The sequence below is a fragment of the Actinomycetota bacterium genome (assembly GCA_030682655.1).
GTDB lineage: Bacteria > Actinomycetota > Coriobacteriia > Anaerosomatales > JAUXNU01 > JAUXNU01.
Genome location: JAUXNU010000073.1, coordinates 1 through 1,710 on the forward strand (window position 1 = coordinate 1; position 1,710 = coordinate 1,710).

General features: G+C 61.2%; 4 protein-coding genes. All 4 read right to left on the reverse strand.

Annotated elements, in window-relative coordinates; all coding sequences use genetic code 11:
* Positions 1-246: 246 nt before the first annotated feature.
* From Q8K99_04375 to Q8K99_04390, 4 genes are read right to left on the reverse strand one after another with little or no spacing between them, the layout of a single operon-like run.
* A complete protein-coding gene (locus Q8K99_04375) occupies positions 247-660 on the reverse strand; it encodes a hypothetical protein (protein MDP2181788.1) in 414 nt (137 codons plus the stop codon).
* On the reverse strand, positions 661-870 hold the full coding sequence (locus Q8K99_04380) for a hypothetical protein (protein MDP2181789.1): 210 nt from the start codon (positions 868-870) through the stop codon (positions 661-663).
* A gap of 57 nt (positions 871-927) precedes the next feature.
* Positions 928-1,242 (reverse strand): type II toxin-antitoxin system RelE/ParE family toxin, encoded by a 315-nt coding sequence (locus tag Q8K99_04385; protein ID MDP2181790.1) that lies wholly within the window; start codon positions 1,240-1,242, stop codon positions 928-930.
* Positions 1,242-1,517 carry a type II toxin-antitoxin system Phd/YefM family antitoxin gene (locus tag Q8K99_04390; protein MDP2181791.1) on the reverse strand — a complete coding sequence of 92 codons (276 nt, stop codon included), beginning with the start codon at positions 1,515-1,517 and terminating at the stop codon, positions 1,242-1,244. The genes Q8K99_04385 and Q8K99_04390 overlap by 1 nt, the downstream gene beginning before the upstream one ends.
* Positions 1,518-1,710: the final 193 nt, after the last annotated feature.

Sequence of the window (1,710 nt, forward strand, 5' to 3'; positions counted from 1 at the left end):
TAAGCGCGCTTCTAGTGGGAGGCAGGCTCCGGCAGGACCGAGATGTGGGGTTCCAATCCCCGGATATCAGCATGGTCGATCGCCGTTCCCATGTGCCCGCCCGCTTGCATCTACTCAAGGGCGAAGACCACCATGAGACCTACGAGGTAGACTCGCCATCTCATATCAACGTGTTACGGCATTAGACGCACCCGACGACTGTCATGGTAGCCGATGGAGCGCGAAGTCGAAGCCGGGGTTAGTGACCTATCTGACCCAGACACAGTACGGCTCTGCAAGTCGTGCTACGGCCACTATTCGACGGTAGCGAGACTTCATGCGATTGGGGTGCACCGACATATCCTTCTGAACGGCACATGCCGTAGACAGTCCGAGGATGAACTTGAGTGGCCTGTTCGAATCCGCATCGTCCACGTATCCCCACAGGTCGAGGGTGCGGTGGTCCACGTCTGTTGTGAGTTGATCGAAGACCAGCGCGGCGGCGGAATCGTCCATCTGCCCAGTGACCGGTCCGAGTCCGCTTGGCAGCGGGAGCCACGTGGCACGGTCAGGCGAATACTCAGTTGCGGAGTCCGATTCCTTGGTTGGGCGTGCGCCGCCGGGGGTGGCAGGTTCGATGAAGATCACGTAGCCGTGCGAGGCGCTGCAGATTGCCTGCACCTAGGCAGGGCGTGCCTTCGCTGACTTCGCGACCCAGAAGGTGCGGCCAACCTCCCCGCAATCGCTGATCTTCCGACTGAAGATTGCGGCCGCGTCCTCACCGGCGTGCGCACCCATCACGCTGATGACGCACTTGCGTGCGAGGAGCGCTTCGTCGGGCAGCGACATGAGCCCCATCCCCTGAGTGTCACTAACGTCTTTGCGCTTCACTCGCGAGCTTGCGCTTCCATTATGCGACACCTGGCGCGAGTCGAGTGGAAGCGCGGGTTAGGCGTTTTCGTCCAGACTCAGGTCCATGAGCCGTTCGCTGCGCAGTACGCGAACGATGGTGACGACTGTGTCCTCGCGACGGTACACGATCCGGTATGGCGGCTGCTCGAGTTCGCGAAGCCATGGCGTGTCGAACTCAGGGACGATCTTGCCGCTGTCCGGGAACGTTGCCAGCTGCTCCACGTGTTCGATGATGCCTGCGACCAACCGCATGCCGACTTCCGGCATCTGCTCAGACGCGTACCACGCAACGATGTCGTCCACGTCGTCCTCAGCGGACTTGGCGAAGTCGATTCCGATGCGTGCAGCCATCAGTCAAGACCCAGGCGGCGCTTCACTTCCGCGAGCGGAACCACACGGCCAGCGTCGATGTCAGCGAGGCCGGCAACGACGGCACGCATGAACTCACGCTCCTCTTGAGCGGCTTCGTACTCAGACAGCGCCTGCACGACCGCGACACCGCGTCCGTGGCTGGTCAGCAGAATCGGACGACCGGTCTCGTCAACACGGCGCACGATCTTGCCCGGGTTCACCTTCATGTCACCAAGAGGAACGATGTCCTCCGAGAACTTGACAGCGGTGCCCATACTCGCCTCCAATGACGACCTGAATGCTGGTGCAGATTATAGCACCATACCTAAGGTGACGAAACACGCCTAGTCACTATGAGATGGCCGGCCCGATCCGGTGTATACGTGGATCGTCCGCGGGATTTGGCCCGCGGCGCCGACAGACGGAGGGACCGGCCATGACTGAGCTTACACACATCGGACTCGACGT

Bases quoted from the DNA above. Each gene is read 5' to 3' on its own strand.
- Q8K99_04385 (MDP2181790.1), bottom strand. From the start codon at position 1,242: ATGGCTGCACGCATCGGAATCGACTTCGCCAAGTCCGCTGAGGACGAC.
- Q8K99_04390 (MDP2181791.1), bottom strand. From the start codon at position 1,517: ATGGGCACCGCTGTCAAGTTCTCGGAGGACATCGTTCCTCTTGGTGAC.